The organism is Phreatobacter sp. AB_2022a, assembly GCF_026847585.1.
Taxonomy (GTDB): Bacteria; Pseudomonadota; Alphaproteobacteria; order Rhizobiales; family Phreatobacteraceae; genus Phreatobacter.
Window position 1 is genome coordinate 83,270 of the sequence record NZ_JAPSET010000022.1, and the last position, 21,257, is coordinate 104,526.

A 21,257-nucleotide genomic window follows, 5' to 3' on the forward strand; every position below is an offset into this window, starting at 1 on the left:
CGATGCTGCCGGAGGCCGACGACCCGATCCCCTTGTCCGCGCTCCAGCACGCCGTCTTCTGCCTCCGGCAGGCTGCTCTCATCCACATCGAGCGGCAGTGGCAGGAGAACCGGTTCACGGCCGAGGGGCAGGTGCTGCACGCGGCGGCGCATGATCCCTCGCGCCGCACGCGTGGCGGCACGCGGCGGGTGACCGGCCTGCCGCTGCTGTGCCGGCGTCTCAACCTCGCCGGCGTTGCCGATCTCGTCGAGTTCCGATCGGAAGCCGGCGGCGAGGTCGCCTATCCCGTTGAATACAAGCGGGGCAAGGCCAAGCTGCATCGCGCCGATGAGGTGCAGCTCTGCGCGCAGGGCTTGTGCCTCGAGGAGATGACCGGCCGCGCGGTGCCGGAAGGCGCCCTGTTCTATGCCGAGACCAAGCGCCGTGTCGCGGTTCCGTTCGACGAGGCCTTGCGTGCCCTGACGGAGGAGACGGCACGCGCCTTCGGTGCTCTGCTCGCGGCGGGCCGCACGCCGCCGGCTGTCTATCGCCATGATCGCTGTCGGGCCTGCTCGCTCTTCGATCTCTGCCGGCCGAAGGAGGCGAGCCGCACGGCGCTCGGGCTCCGCGCCACCGCGATTGCCGATGCGCTGACGCGTGACGAGGACGGCGTGCCGTGAAGAAGCTGCTCAACACGCTCTACGTCACGACCGAGGGCGCGAGCCTGCGCAAGGACGGGGACAATCTCGTCGCCGAGATCGAGGGCGTCGAGCGGGCCCGCGTGCCCTTCCACATGCTGGGCTCGGTGGTGATCTTTGGCGGCATCTTCGTTTCGCCGCCCCTGATTCAGGCGCTCGCGCCGCTCGGCATCACCATTGTCCTGCTCGATCGGGCCGGCCGCTTCCAGGCCCGAATCGAAGGACCGGTCTCGGGCAATGTGCTGCTCCGGCGCGCCCAGCATCGCGCCGCCGAAGCGCCCGATGACATCGTGCGCAGCATCGTCTCGGCCAAGATCGCCAATCAGCGGGCCGTGCTGCAGCGGGCGCTGCGAGACTATGGCGCCGACATGCCGGCGGAGCGCAGGGCGGCGGTCGAAGCCGCCGTCGAGCGGCAGGCGCGGATCCTCAGGCGCGTTGCCTTTGCGGATGAGAGCCTCGATGCGTTGCGCGGCGCGGAAGGCGAGGCGGCCCAGCTCTATTTCGCCGTGTTCGGCGATCTCGTCCGTTCGCCCGACGCCGATATTCGCTTCCTCGGCCGCAGCCGCCGGCCGCCGCTCGACCCGGTCAACGCTCTGTTGTCGTTTCTCTACACTTTGCTCACCCATGACTGCCGGAGCGCGACCGAAGGCGTCGGGCTCGATCCGGCGGTCGGCTTCCTGCATCGCGACCGGCCGGGCCGGCCGAGCCTGGCGCTCGATCTCATGGAGGAGCTGCGCCCGATTCTCGCCGATCGCCTGGCCCTGTCCCTGCTCAACCGGCGGCAGCTGCGCGAGCGCGATTTCGAACGGCGCGACGGCGGAGCCGTGCTGCTGACCGACGACGGGCGGCGGACCGTCCTGGCGGCCTGGCAGGAGCGCAAGAAGGAGGAGCGGCGCCATCCCTTCCTCGACGAGGCGGCGCCGCTCGGCCTCGTGCCGCATCTGCAGGCCCTGCTGCTCGCCCGCCACCTGCGCGGCGACCTCGACGCCTATCCGCCCTGGATCTGGAAATGAGGGCGGCCGCCCGGAGAGACGGAGCATGATGGTCCTGGTCACCTATGACGTGCGCACCAACGAGCCCGGCGGGGCGCGGCGGCTGCGCCGCGTCGCCCGGGCCTGCCGCGACTATGGCCAGCGCGTGCAATATTCGGTCTTCGAGATCGAGGTGGATCCGGCGCAGTGGACGAAGCTGAAGGCGCGCCTCGAAGGCCTGATCGACCCCGCGCGCGACAGCCTGCGCTACTACATGCTCGGCGCCAACTGGCAGCGGCGCATCGAACATGTCGGCGCCAAGCCGGCGACGGATCTCAACGGCCCGCTGATCGTGTGAGGCAATGGCCGCGCGAACCCCAAGCAAGCCCGGATTCCCCGGCAGGTTCGCACTCGCCTCAAGCCCTTGAAAGCATTGATGATGAACGCCAACCCGCCCGCTGCCGCCATTCGCCCGCACGGCGGCGGCGGCACGTTCGCGCTCCCGTGCCGGTTTCGTGGGGGCGAAAAGCGGTTTATCAGGAGGGCGTCGCTCCCCGCGTGGGAGCGTGGGTCGAAACCTCTTCGAAAACCGGGGCGCCGCGAATGTCGGCGTCGCTCCCCGCGTGGGAGCGTGGGTCGAAACGTGTGCTCCAGCGTGATCCAGCGGCCGCTGATGTGTCGCTCCCCGCGTGGGAGCGTGGGTCGAAACAATTTCGTTGCGGCATTCGTCGTCATGGTCACTGGTCGCTCCCCGCGTGGGAGCGTGGGTCGAAACTTCGGGGGCAACGTTGCGCAGGTCAACGACCGCATGTCGCTCCCCGCGTGGGAGCGTGGGTCGAAACGCCACAAGCCGACCCTGAAGGCCAAGGGCGAGATCGTCGCTCCCCGCGTGGGAGCGTGGGTCGAAACCACGCTGTCGAAGATGAGCCCGTCGCCGCCATGTGGTCGCTCCCCGCGTGGGAGCGTGGGTCGAAACGATTTCGACACATACAACACGTGATAGCTACATAGTCGCTCCCCGCGTGGGAGCGTGGGTCGAAACGGCTCGACGGAACAAACAACCGAACGTGAGGCCCGGTCGCTCCCCGCGTGGGAGCGTGGGTCGAAACCGTCGCGTACGGAAATCGTCGATCTTCGGCGCGGTCGCTCCCCGCGTGGGAGCGTGGGTCGAAACATCGGCCACAGCGTGGCGGATCGAAAGGTAATCGAAGGTCGCTCCCCTTGCGGGGGCGTGGATCGAAACTGGTGCGGGCGCGGTGCAATGATATTGTCCGAGACGTCGCTCCTGTCGCAGGAGCGTGGAGCGAAACCATGACGTCGTGGTGTGATGCATTCATCGGATGGCCGAGCCTTATGCGGAAGCGCGGCACCAAACGGCAGGCCGGAGTTGGGCGAAGATCGCGGAGCGGCGGCTGAAGCTTGCCGCCATGATCGCAGCGACAGACGAGCGGATGGGCACTCATGCTGACGACGAAGCGGAAGCCGGCAACCGTCGGTGAGATCTTGACCGAAGAATTCATGGAGCCGCTGGGGCTGACCCAGGGCGCGCTGGCCGAGGCGATGGGCGTGCCGCGGAAGCACGTCAATGAACTCTGCCGGAATCGCCGGAATGTGACGGCCGCCACCGCGCTGATCCTGGCACGGGTGTTCAGCAACAGCCCGGATTTCTGGCTCAACGTGCAACGGCGCAGCGATCTCTGGGCGGTCATGAACACGCCAGCAGAACGCGCCCGTGTGGACCGGGCACGGCCGCTCGAGCGCGCCGCATAAAGAAAAGACGACCGCAGTTCTCAACGCCTGCGTGGCCGCCGATGGAACCACTGCGCGCTGGCGCAGGGACGCGGATCGAAACATATCTTCTCGGCGGTCCGTGCCACCGTGAAACCGGCCGCTTCCAACGCGCGCGTGTTGATCGAAGCCGGGCGTTGCTCGTCTCAAGCGCGAACCCCAAGCGGGCCCGGATTTTCCGGGAGGTTCGCGCTTGGCCTAAGCAATTGAAAATATGAAGAAAAGGTCACGGCTGACAGGCTGCTGCCACTCGCCCGAGCCAGCATGGCCGGAGGTTCGCATTTCCATGCCGATTTCGCGAGATCGAAAAGGCGTTTATCAAAGGGGTGTCGCTCCCCCCGCGGGAGCGTGGGTCGAAACAGCATGAAGCTCCAGACCGCGACGCGGGCGACACCGGTCGCTCCCCCCGCGGGAGCGTGGGTCGAAACAATGAACATCTCGTTGTCGTTCGAGCGCCGCCGCAGGTCGCTCCCCCGCGGGAGCGTGGGTCGAAACCGCCGCCGGGCAAATTCGTGATCCCGCCAGTCGAGGTCGCTCCCCTCGCGGGAGCGTGGATCGAAACCAGCTCTGGTATTCGACGCGGCCATACGGCCCCTCGTCGCTCCCCTCGCGGGAGCGTGGATCGAAACCCGTAGCGCAGCTCGACCAGCATTTCGATGATGCAGTCGCTCCCCTCGCGGGAGCGTGGATCGAAACGCATGCTGATGTTTGCAGTCGGCCTGGTGGTGGTGTCGCTCCCCTCGCGGGAGTGTGGATCGAAACGATGCCGGAGATCAGCGCTGGTATCGGGTCGCGTGTCGCTCCCCCTCGCGGGAGTGTGGATCCAAACCGATTGCCAGCCGCATGGGCGTGGCGCGCCCACCATGAGGAGGCCAACAACCCGGCATCAGTCTGCGTTCATGAAATGCCGTGCGCAGTGCTCCGGAACCAACCCTGAGGCCGCTCTCGCGCCTGCCGCATGACAAAGCGCTCGCCCTGCTCCGCAGCCGCGCCGCTACGCCTCTTCCTCGATCGCGACGCGATAGCACCGCGCCGTCCCGTTCGCCGCGGCGAGCGTGACCTGCGCCGCGCCCTCCACGACCAGCACGTCGAGCGGGGCGAGCCGCAGGGTGCCCTCGCCGGTCACCGCCTCCAGGGCATCCACTGCCATGAGCAGCGTCCAGCGCGTGGCGAGGGCCAGCGTCTGGCGGCCCGTCGCCGTCAGCGGCGTCAGGCTGTGGCGGTAGCGGCCGCGGCGGGTCATCACGTTGAGGTCGGTGATCGTGCCGTCGATCAGGCGCGCGCCCGCCGGCGCGTCGGCGGGGAAGGGGAGCGGCGGGCTTGCCGGCGTCAGGCGCCGCGTGCCGAGGCCCTCGACGTCGAGCCGGATGCCGGCGCCGGTCAGCACGGCGAGCGTGCGGTCGATGCCGGGGAAGAGCGAGAACGGGCCGTCGCTGGCAACGGTCGCCATGCTGACGCGCCAGCCGAAATCGGCCAGGCCCGCGCTTTCGGGGTGAACGGCGATCTCGGCGGTCTCGCCGCCGCCGTTCTTCCAGGGCATGCGGCGATGGCCGGCCGCGCGAAGATGTTTCACCATGATGCGTCTCCGCGCGGCCATGTCCGCTCGTTGCCGCGGCTCAGTTGCCGAGGATGCCCGGCAGGCGCAGGCCCTTCTCGCGGGCGCAGTCGAGGGCGATGTCGTAGCCGGCATCGGCATGGCGCATCACGCCGGTCGCCGGGTCGTTCCACAGGACGCGCTCGATGCGGCGGGCGGCATCCTCGCTGCCGTCGCAGCAGATGACGACGCCCGAATGCTGCGAGAAGCCCATGCCGACGCCGCCGCCATGGTGCAGCGACACCCAGGTCGCGCCCGAGGCGGTGTTGAGCAGGGCGTTGAGCAGCGGCCAGTCGGAGACCGCGTCCGAACCGTCCTTCATCGCCTCGGTCTCGCGGTTGGGCGAGGCGACCGAGCCGGAATCGAGATGGTCGCGGCCGATCACGACCGGCGCCTTCAATTCGCCCGAGCGCACCATCTCGTTGAAGGCAAGGCCCAGGCGATGGCGGTCGCCGAGGCCGACCCAGCAGATGCGCGCCGGCAGGCCCTGGAAGGCGATGCGCTCGCGCGCCATGTCCAGCCAGTTGTGCAGGTGCCTGTTGTCGGGCAGGAGCTCCTTCACCTTGGCGTCGGTCCGGTAGATGTCCTCCGGATCGCCCGACAGCGCCGCCCAGCGGAACGGGCCGATGCCGCGGCAGAACAGCGGGCGGATATAGGCCGGCACGAAGCCCGGGAAGGCGAAGGCGTTCTCGAGGCCCTCGTCCTTGGCCACCTGGCGGATATTGTTGCCGTAGTCGAACACCGGCACGCCCATGGCCTGGAAGGCGAGCATCGCCTCGACATGCTCGCGCATCGAGGCGCGCGCCGCCTTCTCCACCGCCTTCGGGTCGCTTTCGCGCTTCGCCTTCCATTCGGCGAGCGTCCAGCCCTTGGGCAGGTAGCCGTTGACGGGGTCGTGGGCGGAGGTCTGGTCGGTGACCAGGTCGGGGCGGATGCCGCGGCGCACCAGTTCGGGGAAGATGTCGGCGGCGTTGCCGAGCAGGCCGACGGACTTCGCCTCGCCCGCCTCGGTCCAGCGCTCGATCATGGCGAGCGCCTCGTCCAGCGTCTCGGCCTTGGCGTCGACATAGCGGGTGCGCAGGCGGAAATCGATCGAGTCGGGATTGCACTCGACGGCAAGGCAGGAGGCGCCGGCCATGACCGCGGCGAGCGGCTGGGCGCCGCCCATGCCGCCGAGGCCGCCGGTCAGCACCCAGCGCCCCTTCAGGTTGCCGTCATAGTGCTGGCGGCCGGCCTCCACGAAGGTCTCGTAGGTGCCCTGCACGATGCCCTGGGTGCCGATATAGATCCAGGAGCCGGCGGTCATCTGGCCGTACATGGCCAGGCCCTTCTTATCGAGCTCGTTGAAATGGTCCCAGGTCGCCCAGTGCGGCACCAGGTTGGAATTGGCGATCAGCACCCGCGGCGCGTCCTTGTGGGTGCGGAAGACGCCGACCGGCTTGCCCGACTGCACGAGCAGCGTCTCGTCGTCGTTGAGCGTGCGCAGCGAGGCGACGATCCGGTCGAAATCGTTCCAGGTGCGCGCCGCCCGGCCGATGCCGCCATAGACGACCAGCTCGTGCGGGTTCTCGGCGACCTCGGCGTCGAGATTGTTCATCAGCATGCGCAGCGGCGCCTCGGTCAGCCAGCTCTTGGCGGTCAGCTCGGTGCCGCGCGGCGCGCGGACGTCCCTGATATTGTGGCGCGGATTGCTCATCTGGCTCGTTCCCTTTGCTGTGGTTGCCGGAAGGCTGGTCATTTGCCGGCTCCGGATATGTCCTGATCGATGCGGAATGGTCGCCGCCGCCGGCTCAGACGGCGAGCGCCGGCAGGATGCCGGGGCTCACCGCGGCATTGAGCCGGCCGGAAGCGACGAGGTCGCCGGCCGCCTTCAGGTCGTCGGCGAGATAGCGGTCTTCCTCGATGGTGGGTGAGACGGCGCGCAAGGCCGCCGCGGCCTTCTGCAGCTCGGCGCTGGTGGCGAGCGGCGCGCGCAGCTCGACGCCCTGCACCGCGGTCAGCGCCTCGATGCCGATGATCGCGTTGAGATTGTCGGTCATCTGCAAGAGCCGGCGGGCGCCGTGGCAGGCCATGGAGACGTGGTCTTCCTGGTTGGCCGAGGTCGGCGTCGAATCGACGGAGGCCGGATGGGAGAGCTGCTTGTTCTCCGACATCAGCGCGGCCGAGGTGACCTCGGCGATCATCAGGCCGGAATTCAGCCCCGGCTTCCTGGCGAGGAAGGCCGGCAGGCCATAGGACAGGGCCGGATCGACCAGCAGCGCGATGCGCCGCTGCGCGATGGCGCCGATCTCGCAGACCGCGAGCGCGATCTGGTCGGCGGCGAAGGCCACCGGCTCGGCGTGGAAATTGCCGCCGGAGACGACGCTGTTGTCGGAGAGCACCAGGGGGTTGTCGGTCACCGCATTGGCCTCCGTCGCCAGCGTCCGGCCGACATGGCGCAGCAGGTCGAGGCAGGCGCCGTCCACCTGCGGCTGGCAGCGGATGCAATAGGGATCCTGCACCCGCTCGTCGCCCTCGATATGGCTCTCGCGGATGGCCGAGCCCTCGAGCAGCCGGCGCAGCGCGGCGGCGGTGTCGATCTGGCCCTGGTGGCCGCGCAGCATGTGGATGTCGGGATGGAACGGCGCCGAGGAGCCCATGGCGGCATCGGTCGACAAGGCGCCGGTGATCAGCGCCGCCTGGGCCGCGCGGTGGGCGCGGAACAGTCCGGCGAGCGCCAGCGCGGTCGAGACCTGCGTGCCGTTGATGAGGGCAAGGCCCTCCTTGGCCGCCAGCGCCACCGGCGCGAGCCCGGCGCGGCGCAGGGCCTCGGCCGCGCCGAGCCGGGCGCCGGCGTGGAAGGCCTCGCCATGGCCGAGCATGACCGCGGTCATGTGGGCGAGCGGGGCAAGGTCGCCGGAAGCGCCGACCGAGCCCTTTTCCGGGATGACCGGAATGACGCCGCGCTCCAGCATGGCCTCGATCAGCCTGACCACGGCGAGCCTGACGCCGGAGGCGCCGCGGCCGAGCGAGATCAGTTTCAGCGCCATGATCAGCCGCACGATCTTCTCGTCGAGCGGCGCGCCGACGCCGCAGCAATGCGACAGGATCAGGTTGCGCTGAAGCGTTGCGACGTCAGCCCGGTCGATCTTGATCGAGGCGAGCTTACCGAAGCCGGTATTGATGCCGTAGACCGGCTGGTTGCCGGCGACGATCTCCTCGATGCGCGCCGCGGCGCGCACGATGCCGGCATCGAAGCCCGTGTCGAGCCGCGCCGGCTCGCCGGTCCAGTAGAGCGTCTCCAGCGTCGCCAGCGGCACCGAACCCGGATGAAGGATGATGGCCATGTCGAATGCTCCCCTGAAGGCGGCGCGGGCCGCCAAGCCTGTCGGTCATGCCTGCCGGCCGCCGCGGTGCGGGCGAACGAATGACGGCTTTCGCCGCCATTCCTGTCAGTGACCGCCGCGAATGCGGGCGAACAGCGGGTTGAAGCCGATGCGATAAACGAGCTCGGCCGGCCGGCCGATGGACCAGACGGCGAAGTCGGCCTGCTTGCCCGCCTCCAGCGTGCCGATCTCGTGGCCGAGGCCGAGCGCCCGCGCGGCCTCGCGGGTCACGCCGGCGAGGCATTCCTCCACGGTCATGCCGAACAGGGTCGCGGCCATGTTCATGGTCAGCAGCAGCGAGGTCAGCGGCGAGGTGCCGGGATTGCTGTCGGTCGACACCGCCATGGCGACGCCGTGCTTGCGGAACAGGTCGATCGGCGGCTTCTTCGTCTCGCGGATGAAATAGAAGGCGCCGGGCAGGATCACCGCCACCGTGCCGGCCTTGGCCATGGCGGCAGCGCCGGCTTCGTCGGTATGTTCGAGATGGTCGGCCGAGAGCGCGCCGTAGGAGGCGGCGAGCGCCGCGCCATGAAGGTTGGAGAGCTGGTCGGCATGCAGCTTGACCGGCAGGCCATGGGTCCTGGCGGCGTCGAACACCCTGGCGATCTCTTGCGGAGAGAAGGCGATGCCCTCGCAGAAGCCGTCGACCGCGTCGGCGAGGCCCTTGGCCGCGATGGCCGGCAGCATGTCGGTGACGATCGTGTCGATGAAGGCGGCCTTGTCGCCGTTCATCTCCGGCGGCAGCGCATGCGCGCCGAGGAAGGTGGTGCGGATGCCGACGTCGCGCAGCGTGCCGAGCTTGCGCGCCGCGCTGAGCGCCTTCATCTCGCTCGCCGTGTCGAGGCCGTAGCCGGACTTGATCTCGACCGTCGTCACGCCCTCGGCGATCAGCGCGTCGAGCCGCGGCAGGCTCTCGGCGACGAGCGTGGCTTCGTCGGCGGCGCGCAGCGCGCGCACGGAGGAGACGATGCCGCCGCCGGCACGGGCGATCGCCTCGTAGGAGGCGCCTTCCAGCCTGAGCTCGAATTCATGGGCGCGGTTGCCGGCATAGACGAGGTGGGTATGGCAGTCGACGAGGCCGGGGGTGATCCAGCGGCCGCCGCAATCGATGCTTTCGGCGCAGGCGAAGGCGGCCGGCAGCTCGGCCTCCGGGCCGGCAAAGGCGATGCGCCCGTCGCGGACCGCCAGGGCGCCGCGCTCGATCAGGCCCATGCCCTGGCGCGAGGGGGCGAAGGTGGCGAGATGGGCGTTGCGCCAGACCTTTGGCGCGCGCTTATCCGGCGCCGGCGTGGCAGACTGCGTCGTGGCGGGGCGGGGCTCGGCAGGTGAGGTCATGGCAGAAGCGCCTCCGGTCCTGTTTCCTCTTTTATGATTGGCAAGTTATGTATATACATAATAACAGGGATGCAAGCCGAATTTTCAGGCCCGCGGGAGGATCGAAGGCTATGACCGTCATTCATGCAAAGGAAGCGCTGACTGCCGACGGCTGGGCCCGGAACGTGCGGATCGCGATCGCCGGCGGGCGCATCGCGGCGATCACGCCGGGCGCCGCGGCGGCCGCCGGCGACGAGCGCCACGACCATGTGGTGGCGGGCATGCCGAACCTGCACAGCCACGCCTTCCAGCGCGGCATGGCCGGCCTTGCCGAACTGCGCGGGCCGGGCGCCGACTCGTTCTGGAGCTGGCGCACCGTCATGTACCGCTTTGCGCTGAGCATGACGCCCGACCAGGTCGAGGCGGTCGCCGCCCAGCTCTATGTCGAAATGCTGGAGGCCGGCTTCACCCGCGTCGGCGAATTCCACTATCTGCATCATGACGGCGACGGCCGCGCCTACGCCGACATCGCGGAAATGGCCGCGCGCATCGCCGCCGCCTCGGCCTCGACCGGCATCGGCCTGACGCTGCTGCCGGTCTTCTATGCCCATGCCGGTTTCGGTGGCACCGCGCCGGGCGAGGGCCAGCGCCGCTTCATCAACGATCTCGACGGCTATGCGCGCCTCCTCGACCGCTGCCGGACGCTGGCGGCCGGGCTCCCCGGCGGCCTTGCCGGCGTCGCGCCGCACAGCCTGCGCGCGGCGACGCCCGAGGAGCTCGGCGCGGTCGTCGCGCTCGCCGGCGAGGCGCCGATCCATATCCACATCGCCGAGCAGGTGAAGGAGGTCGAGGACTGCCTTGCCTGGTCCGGCCGGCGGCCGGTCGAATGGCTGCTCGCCAACCAGCCGGTCGACGGCCGCTGGTGCCTCATCCATGCCACCCACATGACCGAGGCCGAGACCCGCGGCATGGCCGCCGCCGGCGCCATAGCCGGCCTGTGCCCGGTGACCGAAGCCAATCTCGGCGACGGCACGTTCCCGGCGGTCGATTTCACCGGCCATGGCGGGCGTTACGGCGTCGGCTCGGATTCGAACGTGCTGATCGGCCTGCCCGACGAGCTGCGCCAGCTCGAATATTCCCAGCGCCTCGCGCACCGCGCCCGCAACGTCCTGGCGGCGCCCGGCGGCTCCACCGGCCGCGCACTGTTCGATGCGGCGCTGACCGGCGGCGCGGCCGCGCTCGGCGGCGCCGAGGCGCTGCGCGTCGGCGCTCCGGCCGATCTCGTCAGCCTCAGGGCGCGCCACGGACTGGACCTTGCCGGCGACGGCCTCCTCGACGCCTGGATCTTCGCCAACGGCGCCATGGTCGACGGCGTCTGGGTCCACGGCGTCAGGCAGGTCGTGGACGGCCGCCATGTCGCGCGCGACGCGATCGGGTGCCGCTTCACGGCCGTCATGCGCGCGCTCGCGGCGGCCTGACCGGCGCGATTGAAGGCCCTAAGGGCTTTTCGTATAGCATGGGGGCGCAGCCCAGCGAGGTCGAGGCCATTTCCGCATTGGACGACACGATCGAAGCACCGGCCCAGCGGGAACCCTCGCTGCACAGCCGCATTCTCGACGACGTCGAGGGCCGGATCCTGTCGGGCGAATGGCCGCCCGGCTTCCGCATCCCCTTCGAGCACGAGCTGACCGAGCAGTACCGCTGCTCGCGCATGACCGTGAACAAGGCGATCACCGAGCTGGTCAAGCGCGGCCTCATCGAGCGGCGGCGCAAGTCCGGCAGCTATGTGACGCGACCGAAAGCCCAGTCGGCCGTGCTGGAAATCCACGAGATCCGGCTGGAGGTCGAGCAGCTCGGCCTGCCCTACCGCTACCAGCGGCTGGAGCGCGCCGAGCGCCCGGCGGCGGCGGCCGAACGCAAGCTCCTGTCGCTCGACCAGGGCGCGCGCGTGGTGAGCCTCGTCGCGCTGCATTTCGCCGGCAGCCGGCCGTTCTGCGTCGAGGACCGGCTGATCAACCTCGCCGCCGTTCCGGAAGCCGCGGGCGAAAGCTTCGAGGCGACCGCGCCCGGTGCCTGGCTGATCGAACAGGTGCCCTGGAGCGCGGCCGAGAACCGCATCCGCGCCGTTCCGGCCGATGCCCGCACCGCCGGCCTGCTGCAGGTCGCCGAGGGCACGGCCTGCCTCGTCATCGAGCGCCGCACCTTCAGCGCCGGCGCCTATCTCACCCATGTCCGCCTGACCTATCCGGGCGATCGGCACGAGCTCGTCGCCGAGTTCGCGCCGAGCCAGGCGAAGCCCTGAGGCGGGAGGCGCATCGCGGGCCTGCGTTGCGGCAGGCCGTGGTGCGATGCACTTCGCGGCCGCGCCCGCTCAGGCGAAACGGATCTCGTGGCGCATCACGAAGGGGCCGAGCAGCTGCTCCACCTCCGCGGTCACCGCCGCACGCTGGTCCTCGGGCAGGTCGGTGATCGTCACCGTGGCGACGCTGCCGTGGCTGCCATGGGCGCCGACATCCACGGCGCAGGCGATGCCGCGGTCCCGCAGGGGGGCGAGGGTGGCGGTGAAGACGCGCTGGGCGGCATCCCAGCGCAGCCGCGGCTTGAAGATCTTGCCGACGCTGGTGAGCGGCATGGGATCGACCGCAATGACCTGCACGGGGACGGCGGCGCGCTCGGGCGTGCGCTCGCGCACCCACGCCTCGAGCTCGCCGGCCGCGACGCTGGCGCCCGGCTTCAGCTGGACATAGCCGACCGGCAGTTCGCCGGCATAGGCATCCGGCTGGCCGACGATCGCCGCGAGGCCGACCGCCGGGTGCTGGAACAGGATGTCCTCGATCGGGCCGGGGTCGATATTGTGGGCGCCGCGGATGACCAGGTCCTTGGCGCGGCCGGTGATCCAGAGCAGGCCGTCCTTGTCGACGCGGCCGAGATCGCCGGAATTGACCCATTTTCCGTCGATGAAGGCGCCCTTGTTGTGGGCGTCGTTCAGATAGCCGCCGAACACGCCCGGACCCGCCATGGTGACGACGCCGATCTCATCCACCGCGCAGTCGCCGGCATAGGCGCCCGCGGCATCCAGCTTGACGATGCGCACCCGGGAATAGGGCAGCGGCAGGCCCGCGGAGCCGATGGCGATCGGCCGGTCGGCATAGGCCATGGTGTGGACGCTGGAGGTCTCGGTCATGCCGTAGACCTCCAGCACGGGCAGCTTGAACCTGTCCTGGATGGCGTGGCCGACGGCGACGGGAATGGCCGAGCCGCCGCCGGAGGCGAAGGTCAGGCTCGATATGTCCGCCTCGCCCACCGGCACGGCGAGCGCCGCCGCCAGCACCGTCGGCACGCTCGCCAGCGCCTCCGGGCGGAAGCGCTCGACGAGGCGCCAGATGTTCTTGATGGCGGACGGATTGCGCCAGCCGGCGGGCGACAGCACCACGCAGCAGCCGCCGGCCGCAAAGGTCGCGAGCGCCTGGGTGAGCGCGCCGCCGACATGGAACAGCGGCAGGCCGAACAGGAGGTTCACGCCCGGCCGCGTCTTGAGCATCAGGTTGACGCCCCAGGCCTGGTAGACCTGGTTGCCGTGGGTGTGGCGCACCAGTTTCGGCGTGCCAGTGGTGCCGCCGGTGTGGAAATAGGCGGCGACCGCCTCCGGCGAGATCGTCCGGCCGCTGACCAGCCGGTCCGCCGGCTGCTGCCTGATCAGGTCGTTGAAGGCATGCACCCCTTGCGCCGGATCGCCGCCGCCGCCCACCACCACGATGGCTTCCAGGTGCTTCAGCTTGCCCCGGATGGCCTCGACCTTCTGCCAGACGTCGACGCCCGGCATGGGGCCGAGGGTGACCAGCACCTTGGTCCGCGCCGCCTCCAGGATCTCCTGGAGCTGGTGGGCTTCGAGCAGCGGGTTGACCGGATTGGCGATGCCGGCCGCCTCCGCGCCGAGCAGCGTGACGAAGGCCTCGGGCAGGAGCGGCAAGAGGAAGCTCACCACGTCGCCGTCGCCGACGCCCAGCCCGTGGAACATGTTGGCGGCCTGGGTCACCCGGCCGAGGAAATCGCGATAGGTGAGGGTGACCGGCTGGTCGGCCGGGTCGGCATTGGGCAGGAACTGGATCGCCGGCGCGTCCGGATCGTGGGCCGCGCCGCGTTGCAGGGCCTCGTAGGTGCTCGCTGCCGCGATGCGCTCCGCGTAGGGCGTCCGTTCGAAGGCCTCGAGCTCGGCATCGGTCGCCAGGCTCGGATAGGCATCGCCAATGAAACGATCGAGCAGATGGATGCCCGTCATGGTCAGCTTCCTCCCCTATAATCCTGAACAATTCCCCGGTGGCTCGGCCCTGTTGCGGACCTCGACCAGGTTTTCCCGGACCAAGCCTTCGTGCGGGCTTTTTTGAAAGTGTGAGCGATCGGTCCGGCGCGTGCAACGACGCCATCCGGCCGACGGCACGGCCATTTTTCCCGGCGACCTGCCGGTCTCGCGGCCCCATCGCGCTGAGTGCTCGTCATGGCCTCGATGATCGCTCTTTGCCGCCGTTTTCAGATCCAGACACGGCGATCAGAGCAGCGCCGGGTCGCACGCGTCTTGCGCGCACTGGCTACCGCCGGCCGGCGCCGCGGCGGGCCGAAGACAGAGGGGACACCACCTCGGTCGTGCGCCGACATGTCGTCCGCTTGACAGAATTCGGGCCGATCGATGATTATGTATAGACAATAAACGGTCGGCGATCGCGGGCCGTCTCGGCTCGAAGGGAGGTCCGGCATGGCAGGACATGCGCAAGGGTCGATCGTCGAAAGGCGTACGATCGACATGATTCCGGAGAGCGAGCGACACGGTTCGCCGTCGAGCCAGTTCACCCTCTGGTTCGGCGCCAATCTGCAGATCACCGCGGTGGTCGACGGGGCGCTCGCGGTCGTCTTCGGCGCCGAGGCGGCGGTCGCCATTCTCGGCCTGCTGATCGGCAATGTCCTCGGCGGCGCGGTGATGGCGCTGCATTCGGCGCAGGGGCCGCGCCTCGGCCTGCCGCAGATGATTTCGAGCCGGGCCCAGTTCGGCGTGCGCGGCGCCATCCTGCCGCTGGTCCTCGTCATCGTCATGTATCTCGGCTTTGCCGCCACCGGCACGGTGCTGTCCGGCCAGGCGATCAACCTGATGTTCGGCGTCGAGGCGCCGCAATTCGGCATCATCGTCTTCGGCACGCTCACCGCCATCGTCGCGGTGGTCGGCTACAACCTCATCCACGTGCTCGGCCGCATCGCCACCGTCATCGGCATTCTCGGCTTCGGCTATCTGACGTTCCGCCTGTTCAGCCAGTACGACGTCGCCCAGGCCTTCGGCCAGAAGCCGGTTACGCTTGCCTCGTTCCTGCTGGCGGTGGCGCTCTCGGCCGGCTGGCAGCTCACCTTCGCGCCCTATGTGGCGGATTATTCGCGCTACCTGCCGTCCAGGGAGACCGGGGCGGCCACCTTCTGGTCGACGTTCCTCGGCACCGCCATCGGCGCGCAGCTCGCCATGACCTTCGGCGTGCTGGTCGCGGCCCTCGGCGGCAACTTCCTGAAGAACCAGGTCGGCTTCATGGGCGAGCTGGCCGGCGCCAGCCTCGCCATCGTCGCTTATCTCGTCATCGTCACCGGCAAGCTGACGGTCAACTGCCTCAATGCCTATGGCGGCTTCATGACCATGCTGACCACCGTCACCGCCTTCAACAACCGGCAGCGCATCTCGGCCCTCGCCCGTATCGCCTACATCGTCGGCTTCGTCCTCGTCTCGATGATCATCGCGCTCTTCGCGAGCGCGAACTTCCTCAACAACTTCAAGAATTTCGTGCTTCTGCTGCTGGCCGTCTTCGTGCCCTGGAGCGCGGTCAACCTGGTCGACTACTATCTGATCTCGAAGGAGCGCGTGGACATTCCCGCGCTCTATGACGCGGCCGGCCGCTACGGCGCCTATAACGGCACCGCGCTCGGCTCCTATCTGCTCGGCGTGGTGATCCAGATCCCCTTCCTCAACCAGGCGCTCTACGAGGGGCCGATCGCCCGCATGCTCGGCGGCGCCGACATTTCCTGGATCGTCAGCCTCGCGGTCACCTCGATCGTCTATTACCTGCTCGCCCGCCGCACCATGAGCGTGCCGGACCGGATGATCCTGCCGGCCGAGGCCGTCACGGCCGGCCGCTGAGCTCTCGGGTTGCCCGCTTGTCCCGGCCGGCGGATAGTGCCGCCGGAACAAGGACAGGCGACGGCATGGTCAGGCTCAACGAGATCAGGGCGGGGGAGAAGACGGTCGAGGCGCCGGCGCCCGACGATGCCGGCCTCGTCTTCATCGGCCGGATCCGCACGCCCTGGAGCTCGCGGCTCGAATGTCCGCGGCTCGGCCGTCCGGACGGCCCGCTGTGCCGCATCGAGCTGTTCGAGCCCTGGCTGGAAGCGCTCGACGGGGTCGCGGCCTTCGAGCGCCTGGAAGTGCTCTACTGGATGCACCTGTCGCGCCGCGACCTGGTGCGCCAGAGCCCGGCGGACGACGGCGTCACGCGCGGCACCTTCGCCCTGCGCTCGCCGGCCAGGCCGAACCCGATCGGCACGGCGGTCGTCTCGCTCGTCGCAGTCGACGGGCCGGTGCTGTCGGTGCGCGGCCTCGATTGTCTCGACGGCACGCCGCTCATCGATCTCAAGCCGGATCGGGGTCTGTTCACGCCGCTGGCGCGGCCGCAGAAAGGCGATTTCGACGTCGACGGCCCGCAATCGGCGGACCCTGCGTGAGTGCCATGCCGGACGCGGCTGCCATCCGTCCGGCCACACCGCCGCCGGGCCGTCCGCCGTCCGCCGATCCGCTCTGGGCTCGTTCGCTGCGGTTCACCGCCATGCTGCTGGTGCCGGTCGCCGTCGGTCTTTCGCCCGGCGGCGGCGCCTGGTTTCCTTATGGCATGCTGGCGGCTGTCGTGGCCTTCAGCGCCGATACCGGCGGCCGGCCGCTGCCGCGCCTGGCCTGGATGGCGGCGGTCGCCGCCTCGCTCGCGCTCGGCGGCTGGATCGGCGCCCTCGTCCAGGGTTCGCCCGGCTGGCTCTGTCTTGCCTTCGCCGCGGCGGGCATCTTCTACGCCCTGACCGAAAGCGCCCATCCGATCGCGATGACCGCCTCGCGCTTCCTGTGCTTCGCGCTGGCGCTCGGCGCCCTGCAGAGCCCGTTCGGCCTGTTCGATCTCGCGGTGGTCACCGCGGTGACGCTCATCGCCTGGCTGGTCTCGATCGCCTGGGACCTTGCCGCCGGCGGCTATCGCACCTCCACCGTGCCGCATTGGCGCGAGGTGCTGCGCGCGCTGCACGCCCGCGAACTGCCGCGCATCACTTTTGCCGTGGCCACCGCCGTCGCCATCCCGCTCGCCTTTCTGGCCAGCATGGCGCTCTCGCTGCAGAAGCCCTACTGGACCATGTTGACCCTGGTGCTGGTGCTGCGGGTGGATTTCCTGTCGAGCCGCAAGCTGATGCGGGACCGTTTCGCCGGCACTCTGCTCGGGGTGCTGGTCGCCGGCGCGGTGGCGGTCGCCGCCCCGTCGCATCTCGCCATGCTGCCGGTGCTGCTGATGGCGGCGCTGCTGCGCTGGCCGGCCCAGCAGCAGCACGGCCTGCTCGGCGTCGCCGCCATGACCGCCTTCGTCATGCTCACCATCGAGATCGCCGCTGTCTCCGCCGGCGATGCCCTGCCGCTGCTCGAGGCGCGCATCCTCGACACCATGCTCGGCTGCGGCTTCGCGCTCGCGGCGCTCGTCCTCGAACGCATCCTGCGCCGCATGGTGCTGCGCATGCGGCTGCGGCGGCACGCGCGCGGGCTTTAGCCGCCGCGTCCGCGCCCCAGCCTGGAGGCGGCGAGCCCAACGATCTCGCGATCGAGGGATCCCGGACCCGCCGGGTTCGTTTCACGTCTAATTGGACGTCCTTTCCGCCGCCGCGCCGGCGAGCCACGCAACGGGGCGGGCGCCAAGAGGCAAAGCACTCTCGAGGAGGCCGCAGATGAACCTTGCACCTGGCCAGAAGCAGCGCGCCCTGGAATTGTACGAGGCCCAGGTCGTGCCTGACCATGCTGCCGTCATGCCGCAGCTCGTCTCCCTGTTCGGACCGCACACCTTCTTCGTCAACGATGCCGGCTTGAGCATCGTCGAGCCCTTCGAGGCCGACGGGGCGGAGCGCGAGGCCGTCCAGGTCGTCCGGCTGGCCCGCTGGGGCGACGACGAGCATACGAGCCTCATTCCGCATGCGCCCGAGCGGACCGACACCGTGCTGCAGCTCGCCCTGAACTCCTGAGGGCGGGTCGGGCCACCAGGGCCAGGACGCGCATGCGCGCAGCGCCGGCCTGCCGCCGGAAAGCGGAAAGGATACCCGCATGAAACGTGAACTTTTCACCGCGATGATGGCATCGCTGCTGATCCTGGCCGTGCCGCGGGCGGCTGCCGCGGCCGCGGCTCCGGTCGTCCCGGCCGTTCCGGCCGCTGCGCCACTGCCGGTGGTCGACGAGACGCCTCCTTCGCAGCCGCGCGAGGGATCGCCGCGGGTGCGGCGTGTCGAGGTGATCCGCCTCGACCAGTTGCCCGCCGAGGTCCGGGAGGACGTCGACCAGCAGGTCGCCGCGACCAGCCCGGACGACATGCAGGCGCTGCGCAAGGTCATCGACGAGACGCCGCAGCTGGCCGGCCCGCTGGCCGAATCCGGTGCGAAATCCTCGCAGGTCGTCGCCGCCATCCTCAATGACGAGGGCGTGCTGACCCTGGTCATCGCGGCCTGATCAGCCCGAGATCCGCCGAATGGCGGTCTCGGCAGCCGCCTTTTCGGACCTCTGCGCCGGGCGCCCACCGCGGCGCCGCTGCGCTCTGCATCCGCCGGACTGCCCGGCGGCGTGGCCGGCCGGTGAACGGCTTCGCCGGCCCGCGCGGGACGGTTCAGCCGTTGCGCGGATCCTTAAAGGTCGGGCGGACCATGGCGAACACGTCGCGCTGGCGGGTGTAGAGATTGCCGTAGAGCCGGCCCACCGGCCGATAGGCTTCGATATCGACGTCGAAACGCTCGTTCATCACCGCCTCGCGAACATGGACATGCAGCACGCGGCCGATGAGCAGCTCGCGCTGCGGACCGAAGCTCAGCGCCACCTCCCGGCGGCATTCGAGCGCGGCCGGGGCCTCGGCGATGCGCGGCGGCGCGATGCGTGTCGAGGCGGCGGTGGTGAGCCCGGCGGCATCGAGCTCCGACATGTCGGCCGGAAAGTCGGTGGCGCAGACGTTCATCGCCTCGGCGAGAGCCTCGTCGACGAGATTGACCACGAACTCGCCCGAAGCCTGGATGTTGCGCGTCGTGTCCTTGGCCGAATGGTCGGGCTTGTGCTGCAGGCCGAGCACGACGAGCGGCGGCGCTTCGGAAAAGACGTTGAAGAAGGAGAAGGGCGCGGCATTGACCACGCCTTCGGCGTTGAGCGAGGAGACCAGCGCGATCGGGCGCGGAATGACCAGCGAGCAGAGGATCTTGTAGACGCGGTCGTCGGGCAGGGTGTCGAGGGCGATCGAGCGCATGGTCATGCGAGGGGCAGCCTCATTCGCGGGAAAGACGAGCCCCTTCATGCTGGCCGAGGGCCGGCCATTGCAACCGCCGATTCGGCGCGGCTGCCCCGCGCCCTGACCGCCGCATCGGCGGGCTGGTCAGCGCTGGGCGGGCTGCCGGCTCTGGGCCTGGCCGGGAATGACCGGCGCCGTCTGCTTGCAGTCGGTGAGCCAGACGTCATAGACAGCGTGCTCGACGCCGCTGAGGCCCGGGCTCGCGGCGAACATCCAGCCCGAATAGATGCGCCGGACCTCGCCCGACAGCGTCACCTCGTCGACCTCGACGAAGGTGGTCGTCTGCGGCGTCTCGGTGGCCGGCCGCGTGTAGCAGACCCGCGGCGTCACCTGCAGGGCGCCGAACTGCACGGTCTCGTCGATCGCCACGTCGAAGGAGATGATGCGGCCGGTGATCTTGTCGAGGCCGGAAAACACGGCGGTCGGATTGGCGATGCGCTGGCGCGGCGGTGCGATCACGGTTTCATCGGGGGCGGGAGCGACCGTCTCGCCGGGCAGGGCGCGCCGGCGCTGGTCGCGATTCGGGTCGGGCTGGGCCGACGGCGGCGTATCCGAGGGCGTGGCCTGGCGGGCCGGCCGGGACGGCTGCGGCCGCGGCGCCTGGGGATTGAGCTGCTGGGGCTGGCCCGGCTGGGATGGGCGCTGCTGCTGCTGTTGCGACGGCGGGCCGAGCTGCAGCTGCGCCAGCGCGCCGGTTGCGGCCAGCGGCAGGGCGGCAAGGGCGGCACAGAGTGCGATGCGCGGAGCAAGGGGCGTCGCCAAGCGAGGTCCACCGTCTTCTTGATACGCGGCCCACGGATGGTCCCGGAGCATCCGGTCCGGTGAGCGGCAGGAGATCAATGAGGGCGCGAAAGGCCCGGTACGGTCAGGGATCTATCACGCCGATCGTGGCGGAACCAAGCCGAAGCCGGGATTTCCCCGGAAAGCCGGCGGGGGCCCCACCGGCCACCCGCGTCAGCGGCCCGGGTTCCAGGCCTCGTAGTCGCCGGTCGCCTGGGGCCGCTTGCCGCCCGACAGGGTCGAGCCCGGCGGCCGGTAGGCGAGGGCCGTGCCGGTCATGTTCTGCAGATGCGGCTTCTGCCAGGGGCGCGGCTCATAGGCGTCCTCGGTCGGCGGAAGCTCGCTCTTGTGGTGCATCCAGCCCCACCAGCCGGGCGGAATGGCGCTGGCCTCCGCCACGCCCTTGTAGACGACCCAGCGGCGCTCGTGACCGAGCGCCGGGTCCTTGGCGAAGCGCGAGCGGTAATATTTGTTGCCGAACTCGTCCTCGCCGACGAACACGCCGTAACGCCAGATGGTGTACTGCGTGCCGAAGGTCTGGCTGTTCCACCAGGTGAAGAACTTGAGGAAGAAGGTCTTCATCGCCGTCCGCTCATTGCCCGCGCCCTGTCGGGGGCCGCCATGGGCCGAGGTTCATGCCATCAGCCACCGGCCTTGTCCAGCTTTGGCGGCGTCGAGGGCTTGAATGGCAAGGGGCCGCCCGATCGGCGGCCCCGCGATTCACCGAACTGCCCGGCGAAGCCAAGCTTCAGACGTCTTCGCTGTCGTCGTAGCCGCCGAAATCGTCGTCGTAGGACCCGTCGTCATACGACGCGTTGTCGTACGAGCCGTTGTTGTAGCCGGCATTGTCATAGTTCTTGTCGGCGCCGTAATCGGCATTGGCATTGCCGCTCTTGTCATAGCCGCCATCGCTGCCGGTGAGGCTGTCCTGATTGTTGCCGGCCTGATCGTTCTGGGCCGTCTGGGTCGAGCCGGCGGCCGGGGTCGAACTTGCCGGCGTCGAGGATGCGGCCGAAGCCGGGGTCGACGAGCCGCCGAGCGCCTGGGCGGCGTGCGAGCCGCTGCCCAGCATGCTGGAAATGGCATTGGCCGCCAGCATGCCGCCGGCGACACCGACCGCCGCCGTCGCCGCCGTCGCGAGGAAGCCGCCGCCCTGGCGCTGCGGGGGCTGCTGCGGCGGCTGC

The 21,257-nt window shown here is 69.7% G+C and carries 20 protein-coding genes and 1 CRISPR repeat array; of the genes, 11 read left to right on the plus strand and 9 right to left on the minus strand.

Annotation, left to right across the window (positions count from 1 at the left end; genetic code table 11):
* The first annotated feature begins 2 nt into the window (after nucleotides 1-2).
* From cas4 to OZ671_RS17195, 4 genes are all read left to right on the plus strand, one after another.
* Nucleotides 3-659, plus strand: a complete 657-nt coding sequence (gene cas4, locus OZ671_RS17180; RefSeq protein WP_268861882.1) for a CRISPR-associated protein Cas4 — start codon at nucleotides 3-5, stop codon at nucleotides 657-659.
* Nucleotides 656-1,690: a type I-C CRISPR-associated endonuclease Cas1c gene (gene cas1c / locus OZ671_RS17185; RefSeq protein WP_268861883.1), complete on the plus strand. Its 1,035-nt coding sequence runs from the start codon at nucleotides 656-658 to the stop codon at nucleotides 1,688-1,690. The genes cas4 and cas1c overlap by 4 nt, the downstream gene beginning before the upstream one ends.
* Nucleotides 1,691-1,715: 25 nt before the next feature.
* On the plus strand, nucleotides 1,716-2,006 hold the full coding sequence (gene cas2, locus OZ671_RS17190) for a CRISPR-associated endonuclease Cas2 (protein ID WP_268861884.1): 291 nt from the start codon (nucleotides 1,716-1,718) through the stop codon (nucleotides 2,004-2,006).
* A gap of 188 nt (nucleotides 2,007-2,194) precedes the next feature.
* Nucleotides 2,195-2,892: a CRISPR direct-repeat array (repeat unit 32 nt; unit sequence GTCGCTCCCCGCGTGGGAGCGTGGGTCGAAAC).
* A gap of 217 nt (nucleotides 2,893-3,109) precedes the next feature.
* Complete coding sequence (locus OZ671_RS17195) at nucleotides 3,110-3,418, plus strand: HigA family addiction module antitoxin (RefSeq protein WP_038304716.1); 309 nt, start codon at nucleotides 3,110-3,112, stop codon at nucleotides 3,416-3,418.
* 1,012 nt (nucleotides 3,419-4,430) lie between these two features.
* Here the strand turns inward: OZ671_RS17195 and OZ671_RS17200 are convergent.
* The 4 genes from OZ671_RS17200 to hutI all read right to left on the minus strand — a co-directional run bounded on the left by OZ671_RS17200 (nucleotide 4,431) and on the right by hutI (nucleotide 9,607).
* Nucleotides 4,431-5,012, minus strand: coding sequence for a HutD/Ves family protein (locus OZ671_RS17200; protein WP_328286375.1), 582 nt, complete (start codon nucleotides 5,010-5,012; stop codon nucleotides 4,431-4,433).
* Between the two features lie 40 nt (nucleotides 5,013-5,052).
* Entirely contained in the window at nucleotides 5,053-6,726 is a 1,674-nt protein-coding gene (gene hutU / locus OZ671_RS17205) for a urocanate hydratase (protein WP_268861898.1), read from the minus strand.
* A gap of 94 nt (nucleotides 6,727-6,820) precedes the next feature.
* Nucleotides 6,821-8,356, minus strand: a complete 1,536-nt coding sequence (hutH, locus tag OZ671_RS17210; protein ID WP_268861885.1) for a histidine ammonia-lyase — start codon at nucleotides 8,354-8,356, stop codon at nucleotides 6,821-6,823.
* 105 nt (nucleotides 8,357-8,461) lie between these two features.
* Nucleotides 8,462-9,607: an imidazolonepropionase gene (hutI, locus tag OZ671_RS17215; protein WP_268861899.1), complete on the minus strand. Its 1,146-nt coding sequence runs from the start codon at nucleotides 9,605-9,607 to the stop codon at nucleotides 8,462-8,464.
* A gap of 233 nt (nucleotides 9,608-9,840) precedes the next feature.
* On the opposite strand from hutI, the gene OZ671_RS17220 reads away from it, so the two are divergent.
* Together OZ671_RS17220 and hutC are read left to right on the plus strand one after the other, a co-directional pair.
* The gene (locus OZ671_RS17220) at nucleotides 9,841-11,187 is read left to right on the plus strand and encodes a formimidoylglutamate deiminase (protein ID WP_268861886.1); all 1,347 of its coding nucleotides are present in this window, start codon (nucleotides 9,841-9,843) and stop codon (nucleotides 11,185-11,187) included.
* A 38-nt stretch (nucleotides 11,188-11,225) separates the two neighbouring features.
* Nucleotides 11,226-12,011, plus strand: a complete 786-nt coding sequence (hutC, locus tag OZ671_RS17225) for a histidine utilization repressor (RefSeq protein ID WP_268861887.1) — start codon at nucleotides 11,226-11,228, stop codon at nucleotides 12,009-12,011.
* A 69-nt stretch (nucleotides 12,012-12,080) separates the two neighbouring features.
* On the opposite strand, the gene OZ671_RS17230 is transcribed toward hutC, so the two are convergent.
* Entirely contained in the window at nucleotides 12,081-13,988 is a 1,908-nt protein-coding gene (locus OZ671_RS17230) for an acyl-CoA synthetase (RefSeq protein ID WP_268861888.1), read from the minus strand.
* Nucleotides 13,989-14,459: 471 nt separating this feature from the next.
* On the opposite strand from OZ671_RS17230, the gene OZ671_RS17235 reads away from it, so the two are divergent.
* The 5 genes from OZ671_RS17235 to OZ671_RS17255 all read left to right on the plus strand — a co-directional run bounded on the left by OZ671_RS17235 (nucleotide 14,460) and on the right by OZ671_RS17255 (nucleotide 18,473).
* Complete coding sequence (locus OZ671_RS17235) at nucleotides 14,460-15,875, plus strand: purine-cytosine permease family protein (RefSeq protein ID WP_268861889.1); 1,416 nt, start codon at nucleotides 14,460-14,462, stop codon at nucleotides 15,873-15,875.
* 65 nt (nucleotides 15,876-15,940) lie between these two features.
* Entirely contained in the window at nucleotides 15,941-16,456 is a 516-nt protein-coding gene (gene tsaA / locus OZ671_RS17240; RefSeq protein WP_268861890.1) for a tRNA (N6-threonylcarbamoyladenosine(37)-N6)-methyltransferase TrmO, read from the plus strand.
* Between the two features lie 5 nt (nucleotides 16,457-16,461).
* Nucleotides 16,462-17,529, plus strand: coding sequence for an FUSC family protein (locus OZ671_RS17245; RefSeq protein WP_103169489.1), 1,068 nt, complete (start codon nucleotides 16,462-16,464; stop codon nucleotides 17,527-17,529).
* 175 nt (nucleotides 17,530-17,704) lie between these two features.
* The gene (locus tag OZ671_RS17250) at nucleotides 17,705-17,995 is read left to right on the plus strand and encodes a hypothetical protein (protein ID WP_038304686.1); all 291 of its coding nucleotides are present in this window, start codon (nucleotides 17,705-17,707) and stop codon (nucleotides 17,993-17,995) included.
* A gap of 79 nt (nucleotides 17,996-18,074) precedes the next feature.
* On the plus strand, nucleotides 18,075-18,473 hold the full coding sequence (locus OZ671_RS17255) for a hypothetical protein (protein WP_268861891.1): 399 nt from the start codon (nucleotides 18,075-18,077) through the stop codon (nucleotides 18,471-18,473).
* 154 nt (nucleotides 18,474-18,627) lie between these two features.
* Here OZ671_RS17255 and OZ671_RS17260 read toward each other — a convergent pair whose 3' ends face one another.
* The 4 genes from OZ671_RS17260 to OZ671_RS17275 all read right to left on the minus strand — a co-directional run.
* The gene (locus OZ671_RS17260) at nucleotides 18,628-19,257 is read right to left on the minus strand and encodes a flavin reductase family protein (protein WP_268861892.1); all 630 of its coding nucleotides are present in this window, start codon (nucleotides 19,255-19,257) and stop codon (nucleotides 18,628-18,630) included.
* 120 nt (nucleotides 19,258-19,377) lie between these two features.
* Complete coding sequence (locus tag OZ671_RS31980; RefSeq protein WP_328286376.1) at nucleotides 19,378-20,055, minus strand: DUF2155 domain-containing protein; 678 nt, start codon at nucleotides 20,053-20,055, stop codon at nucleotides 19,378-19,380.
* A gap of 192 nt (nucleotides 20,056-20,247) precedes the next feature.
* A complete protein-coding gene (locus OZ671_RS17270) occupies nucleotides 20,248-20,655 on the minus strand; it encodes an NADH:ubiquinone oxidoreductase subunit NDUFA12 (RefSeq protein ID WP_038304685.1) in 408 nt (135 codons plus the stop codon).
* A gap of 166 nt (nucleotides 20,656-20,821) precedes the next feature.
* A partial coding sequence (locus OZ671_RS17275) for a DUF2076 family protein (protein ID WP_268861893.1) occupies nucleotides 20,822-21,257 on the minus strand: 436 nt, incomplete at its 5' end.